The organism is Paenibacillus sp. Soil766 (genome assembly GCF_001428105.1).
Taxonomy (GTDB): domain Bacteria; phylum Bacillota; class Bacilli; order Paenibacillales; family NBRC-103111; genus Paenibacillus_E.
On the sequence record NZ_LMSJ01000012.1, the window covers coordinates 58237 to 64842 of the forward strand.

5 protein-coding genes are annotated in these 6606 nt (G+C 49.3%); 2 read left to right on the forward strand and 3 right to left on the reverse strand.

Annotated features, from left to right (window positions below; genetic code table 11):
- Positions 1-134 precede the first annotated feature (134 nt).
- On the forward strand, positions 135-1463 hold the full coding sequence (locus tag ASG89_RS09725; RefSeq protein ID WP_057310393.1) for a DRTGG domain-containing protein: 1329 nt from the start codon (positions 135-137) through the stop codon (positions 1461-1463).
- A 10-nt stretch (positions 1464-1473) separates the two neighbouring features.
- On the opposite strand, the gene ASG89_RS09730 is transcribed toward ASG89_RS09725, so the two are convergent.
- The 3 genes from ASG89_RS09730 to ASG89_RS09740 form a co-directional block, all read right to left on the reverse strand.
- A complete protein-coding gene (locus tag ASG89_RS09730; protein WP_057310394.1) occupies positions 1474-1767 on the reverse strand; it encodes a YtpI family protein in 294 nt (97 codons plus the stop codon).
- Between the two features lie 83 nt (positions 1768-1850).
- The gene (locus tag ASG89_RS09735; RefSeq protein ID WP_057310395.1) at positions 1851-2342 is read right to left on the reverse strand and encodes a hypothetical protein; all 492 of its coding nucleotides are present in this window, start codon (positions 2340-2342) and stop codon (positions 1851-1853) included.
- A complete protein-coding gene (locus tag ASG89_RS09740) occupies positions 2339-2671 on the reverse strand; it encodes a YtrH family sporulation protein (protein WP_057310396.1) in 333 nt (110 codons plus the stop codon). The genes ASG89_RS09735 and ASG89_RS09740 overlap by 4 nt, the downstream gene beginning before the upstream one ends.
- Positions 2672-2794: 123 nt before the next feature.
- Here ASG89_RS09740 and ASG89_RS09745 point away from each other — a divergent pair, with 123 nt between their 5' ends.
- Positions 2795-6394 carry a DNA polymerase III subunit alpha gene (locus ASG89_RS09745; RefSeq protein ID WP_057310397.1) on the forward strand — a complete coding sequence of 1200 codons (3600 nt, stop codon included), beginning with the start codon at positions 2795-2797 and terminating at the stop codon, positions 6392-6394.
- Positions 6395-6606: the final 212 nt, after the last annotated feature.

The following is a 6606-nucleotide window of genomic DNA, read 5'->3' on the forward strand; positions in this document are numbered from 1 at the left end:
ATAATGAATAGGAAGCATCCAATCCAATAGGGTTGGATGCTTTTCCATCTTCCAATGCCTCATTGTTCTTACCCAGTAGAACGATTATACTAGTAGTACAGACTAATACAGGATCTACTAATGAGGTGTAACAGTTGGATACACATTCCGTCGATACATTAACGAAGCATGAGCAAATTTTGCGGCATATTGAAGACTTGAAGTTAGGAAGTCGGATTTCGGTACGTAAAATCGCCAAAAATATGGAAGTCAGCGAAGGCACAGCATACCGCGCAATTAAAGAGGCGGAGAATCAAGGACTCGTCTCAACAAAAGAGCGGATCGGAACCGTTCGTGTGGAGAAGAAGCTTCGTCAGAACATTGATAAGCTGACCTTTGCTGAGGTTGTGAATATGGTGGATGGCCAGGTGCTTGGCGGAGCGAAGGGGCTGCATAAGACGCTGCATAAGTTCGTCATCGGCGCTATGGAGCAAGATGCCATGATGCGCTACATCGAGGCAGGCAGCTTACTTATTGTAGGTAACCGGAATAAGGCTCATTTATGTGCCCTGGAGCAAGGCGCCGGCGTTCTCATTACGGGTGGATTTAATACGAGTACAGAGGTCAAAGTGCTGGCGGATGAGTTGGAGTTGCCCATTATTTCAAGCAGCTATGACACCTTTACCGTCGCATCTATGATTAACCGAGCTATCTACGATCGTCTGATCAAAAAGAAAATCATGCTCGTGGAAGATATTCTCGCCTCTGGTGCAGCGCTCTTCGCCTTGAAGGCGAACAGTACACTGAAGGATTGGCAACGTATGTCCGAGGATACGGGCTATAGTCGCTTTCCTGTTGTCGATGAGTGGAATCGGATTATCGGTGTTGTAACGTCCAAGGATATGGTTGGTGCTAGCATCCAGCAATCCGTTGATAAATTGATGACACGCAATCCATTAACCGTTTCACCTCAGACATCGGTCGCATCGGCCGCCCACATGATGGTGTGGGAAGGGATTGAGCTTTTGCCCGTCGTGGATACGAATCGCAAAATTGTTGGCGTGCTCAACCGCAGCGATATCTTGAAAGCCATGCAATCGATCCAGAAACAGCCGCAGAACGGCGAAACCTTTGAAGATTTGATCTGGTCCGGAATGGAAGAAGTCAGAGATGAGAAGGGCAAACTGCAATTCCATGGGGTCATTACTCCGCAGATGACGAATCACCTAGGGACGGTTTCGGAAGGAGTTCTTACGACACTTATGACACAGGCGGCATACCGCATCGTGCAGGAGCATAAGAAAGGGGATCTCGTCATGGATAATATGTCGACCTACTTCCTAAAGCCGCTTCAGATTGATTCCAAAATAGAAATACGACCCACCATCATTGAGGTGAGCCGTAAATTTGGCAAGATTGATGTAGAGATTTATCATGCAGGAGCCTTGGTTTCAAAGGCGATGCTAACGGCCCAAGTCATCTAGCGCAAAGCGCCTAACGCAGCTGGCGATCGAAGTGCCCGTGATTGCGGATACCCACGAAAACATTGAACACGCCGATCAATACGAGCACGGTACCGAAGATGCGGCGAAAGCTAGATTCGCTGAAGAAGAAGATCTGCGTTATTGCAATGAGTACGAGCATCAAGCCCATGCAAATGTTCATGCGGGCTGTATACAAGCCTCGTTTAGCAGCATCTGGCTCGCGACGTGAACGAATGCTAAAGAACAAGGTAAGCCCGAGGAATAGGCAAATAAGAATGAATAAAATCAATTGTATGGCGTGCATAGCGATAATCCGTCCCTTTTCGTTGAATTTACATTAACTTTAGCGATTTTGGGACTGGAATGCAATATGAGACTCCTTTCCTCCTATGTTTTTTTCTCTTGCGCCGTAATCCAAATGGTTAATTCGGTTTGAATGAGCACGATCGACTTGACCTCGACGACATATTTTTTATCGTGCAGGAAATACGTTCTTTGCGTGATCAGACGCTCGTAGAGCGGCTGGGAATCTCGCACAAAGGTTGCCTTTTGACCAATGACGAGCTTGAGCTCACCTTTCACATCGCCTTCGATTTCCTTTTGAATATCCTCGCTGAGCAGATCATCTTGATTCTTGGGAATCAGATGAACGTTGATGACATTCACTAAGGTTTGATTGTTCTTCGTCTTCTGTAGACTGGCGATATCAATTTTAAGATCGTCTTTTTCCTGTAAAACTTTATGCAATTGCACATACAACTCATTATACGTATGTTGATGAATGCTCATATAGATGGCGCTCCCTATGATCGCTCCTGACACCAGCAGTCCAAGGCTTGCCAGCAGTCGTTGGTATCTTGCAAAAGGAGGGATTCTCAAGTCTGATGCCCACCTTTGCAGATCATTTGAATAAGCGCAGTTCCGAATTGTGCCCCGCTAAAAGCAACGACGATATAGACAATCTGTTTGATGGCTGGATTGAGATGGCCAATGGCCACATGACTTTCAATATAACGGATAGGATCAATGGTACCGCCAACAGCTGCGACCATGGCCCAAATCTTGATATTTTCCGAAATGGTCAGCATTTTCTCCGTTGGAGATTGCAAGGTTAATACGGCTGCGATACCGCTTAGCATGCTCCCTCCGAATACGACTCCAAACGCGATGCAGAAATACATGATAATACTTGCCCAAAAGCCAGCCATGTGCCAATCGCTTCCTTTCTACTGAGTTGGAGGACAAACTCTCTCTTCTACTGTATGGGACTGGCTAGCTCCAATATGATAAAATACATGGAAATAAATCACGAAAGAAGGGGGGAACCAGCGATGAGTTCGTTTGTACATCTGCATGTGCATAGTGAATATAGCTTATTAGACGGTGCGGCACGGATGGAGGAGCTTGTTACACAAGCGGCCAATCTAGGCATGACTTCGTTGGCGTTGACAGATCATGGCGTCATGTACGGGGCGATTGCATTCTACAAAGCTTGCAAACAGCGGGGCATCAAACCAATTATTGGCTGTGAGGTTTACTTCACTTCGAGTTCCATTCGTGAAAAAGGAACACGGCAGGAACAGCCGATTTATCATCTTATTTTGCTTGCCAAAAATTTCAAAGGCTATCAAAACCTAATGAAGCTCACGTCGATTGCACATCTACAGGGCTTTCACTATAAACCGCGTATTGATTTAGAACATTTATCCCAGTACTCAGAAGGTCTAATTTGTCTGAGCTCCTGCTTAGGGAGTGAGGTTTCCCAGCATTTGCTGCATAACCGCTATGACGAGGCTCGCAAAGCTGCAGAACGATATCGCGACATATTCGGTGATGATTTCTTTCTAGAAATTCAAGATCATGGCATGATTGAGCAGAAAAAAGTGATGGTTTCCATGATTGAGTTGAGCAAAGAAACCGGGATTCCTTTAATCGCAACGAATGATGTGCATTATGTAACAGAGCCAGATCATGTCATGCAGGATATTCTTATTTGTATAGGCACTGGCAAAACGGTAGAGGACACGGATCGGCTCAAGATGGGAACGAGTCAGATGTATTTGAAAAGCGAAGAGGAAATGAGGCGTTTATTCGTCCATGTGCCAGAAGCGCTAGCGAATACAGCTGTGGTTGCTTCACGTTGTGAATTGGAACTGACGTTCGGGAAGTCGATTCTGCCTAGCTTCCGGCCGATCCCTGAGCATTTAACGGCAGAGGCTTATTTGCAGGAGCTGTGCAGACAAGGGCTGGAACAGCGTTACGGCAGCAAGCCAGAGTGGCATGAAGTGAGCGATCCATTGAGAAAACAGGCCGAGGAACGACTCTCTTACGAGCTTGGTGTTATAGAGAACATGGGCTTCTCCGATTACTTCTTAATTGTATGGGACTTTATTCGATTCGCACATGAGAAACGGATCATGACAGGGCCTGGACGGGGCTCCTCCGCCGGAAGCCTAGTAGCTTATGTGCTGCGCATTACGAATGTCGATCCGCTGCAATATAAGCTGCTCTTCGAGCGGTTCTTGAACCCGGAACGAATTACGATGCCGGATATCGATATTGATTTTAGTGATGAGCGACGGGATGAAGTCATTGAATATGTCGTGGCCAAATATGGGCATGAGCATGTTGCGCAAATTATTACCTTCGGAACGATGGCGGCTAAGGCCGCAGTTCGAGATGTAGGACGCGTCCTTAATGTTCCTTATGGGGACGTGGATCGGGCGGCTAAAGCGATTCCTAATCAGCTTGGGATGACGTTGAAGGATGCGCTTGAGGTTAGCTCTGATTTGAGAGGGATTGTAGCCAGACAGCCTAAGACCGCAGAACTATTGGAGATGGCGATGCGCGTGGAAGGGATGCCCCGCCATGCTTCTACGCATGCGGCTGGTGTTGTCATTTCTCGTGAGCCGCTTACGCACTATGTTCCCCTTCAGGAAGGCACGACACAGACAGCACTCACGCAGTATACAATGGAGCATTTAGAGGCGATTGGCCTCCTCAAGATGGATTTCCTGGGTCTGCGGACACTTTCGATTATTGAACGAACTGTCGATTGGCTTGCCCAAATGGAAGAGGTTCAGATTAATTTTGACCTCCTTTCTATGGATTCAGATGATATCACCTATGAGATGCTCAGCAGAGGAGAAACCACAGGCGTTTTCCAATTGGAGTCAGCAGGCTGTCGTAAAGTTCTGAAAGACTTGAAACCCTCTGAATTTGAAGACATTATTTCCGTCTTAGCCTTGTATCGTCCAGGTCCGATGGAATTTATTCCGAAATATATTGCCGGTAAGCATGGACAGGTGGAGGTCGTATATCCGCATCCTACGCTGGAGCCGATTCTACGTGACACTTACGGGATCATCGTTTACCAAGAGCAAATTATGCAAATTGCCTCGTCCATGGCAGGCTTTAGCTTAGGAGAAGCGGATCTATTACGTAGAGCTGTTTCCAAAAAGAAGCGGGAAGTACTCGATGAAGAACGGACGCATTTCGTCGCGGGCAGCTTGCGACAAGGATTTGGGGCCGATGAGGCGAATCATGTGTACGATATGATCGTGCGTTTCGCCGATTACGGCTTCCCGCGCGCGCATGCGACGGCGTATGGCGTGTTGGCTTTTCAAACGGCTTATCTAAAAGCACATTATCCGATCTATTTCATGGCTTCGATGTTAACGGCCGTTATGGGGAATCATCGGAAAGTTGCTGAGTACGTAGACGAGTGTCGACGTGTGAAGCTAGCTGTCCTGCCGCCCGATGTGAATGGCAGCGGCACGGTGTTTACGCCGGATTCGAGCGCCGGAGCGATCCGTTTCGGATTGGCCGCGATTAAGAATGTCGGCACACAAGCCATCGATGCCATACTTAGCGAGAGAAAGAAAGCTCCTTTTGAAAGCCTGCTCGATTTCTGCCGCAGGGTCGATCTCCGCGTTTGTAATAAACGCGTGGTGGAATCGCTCATTCAAGGTGGCGCCTTCGATTCACTTGGCGGTCACCGTGCTCAACATCTCGCGATCCTAGATGAAACGATTGCCTCCGCTACAAAATGGCGCAAGGAACGGGATGACTTGCAGCTTCACCTATTCGGATTTGTTGAAGAACCGAATTGGGAGGTTGAGGTGCCGAATATCCCTCCGATGCCGCCATCTAAGCAGCTTGAGCTGGAGAAAGAGCTGCTCGGCATGTATATCTCGGGTCATCCGCTGGACGCCTATGCAGAGCAGCTCGCAGAGATGGATGCCGTCATGCTGCATCAGCTAACTGAACTGCCTGACCATAGCGATGTCCTAGTAGCAGGGATGATCCTCTCGAATAAGACGATCGTCACCAAAAAAGGCGATCCCATGGCGTTCATGGAACTCGAGGATCGCATTGATAAGGTCGAGGTGGTCTTGTTCCCCGAGACCTGGAAGAAGTCGGCTCCGCTCGTGGGGAAGGGCAGGCTCGTCCTCATCCGTGCGAAGCTGCAGCTTCAGGACGAGGACCCGCCCAAGCTGCTCGCGGAGCAGCTTGCCGCGCTGGACGACCCGGAGGCCGTCCAGCGGCTTCGCCGGCAGCCTGCGGGCAGACGATCCCCTGACGATGTCAGGGATCGTGCACCGCGCTCGGCTGCCCCGCAGAGCGGCACGCGCAGCGCCGCTCCTGCACCGCAGGCGGCCCCGGCAGCGGGCCGCCCAGAGCCTGTCGCTGCGGAGGCGAAGCCGCAGCGCGTGTTCGTCAAGATCACGGCTGACTGCGAGCAGCCGGATAAGCTCCTGCAGCTGAAAGCGCTGCTGAAGCTGCATAAGGGCCAGCTCGCGGTTGCGCTTTTCTATGAAAGCAGCAACAAGCTCCTGGCCTTGAGCGACCAGTATCGGGTCGATCCAAACAAGGATCTTACGCGTATGATTGAGACGATTATGGGCAAAGATTCTGTCCGAGTGAAATGAGGAAACCTCTATCGAGGCCATTCAACCACTTTAATAAATATGAAAATATTCAATCCCCCATTTCGCTGGCGAAGCACTTCTCTAGCGCACAATTTTTGTGCGCAAGCAAGCGCCGCTCCGGCGGGGCACTTCTCTAGCGCACAATTTTTGTGCGCAAGCRAGCGCCGCTCCGGCGGGGCACTTCTCTAGCGCACAATTTTTGTGCGCAAGCA

What these genes read in the sequence shown, in the direction of transcription:
- ASG89_RS09745 (WP_057310397.1), top strand. Translation starts at nt 2,795, where the DNA reads ATGAGTTCGTTTGTACATCTGCATGTGCATAGTGAATATAGCTTATTA.
- ASG89_RS09730 (WP_057310394.1), bottom strand. Translation starts at nt 1,767, where the DNA reads ATGCACGCCATACAATTGATTTTATTCATTCTTATTTGCCTATTCCTC.
- ASG89_RS09740 (WP_057310396.1), bottom strand. Translation starts at nt 2,671, where the DNA reads ATGGCTGGCTTTTGGGCAAGTATTATCATGTATTTCTGCATCGCGTTT.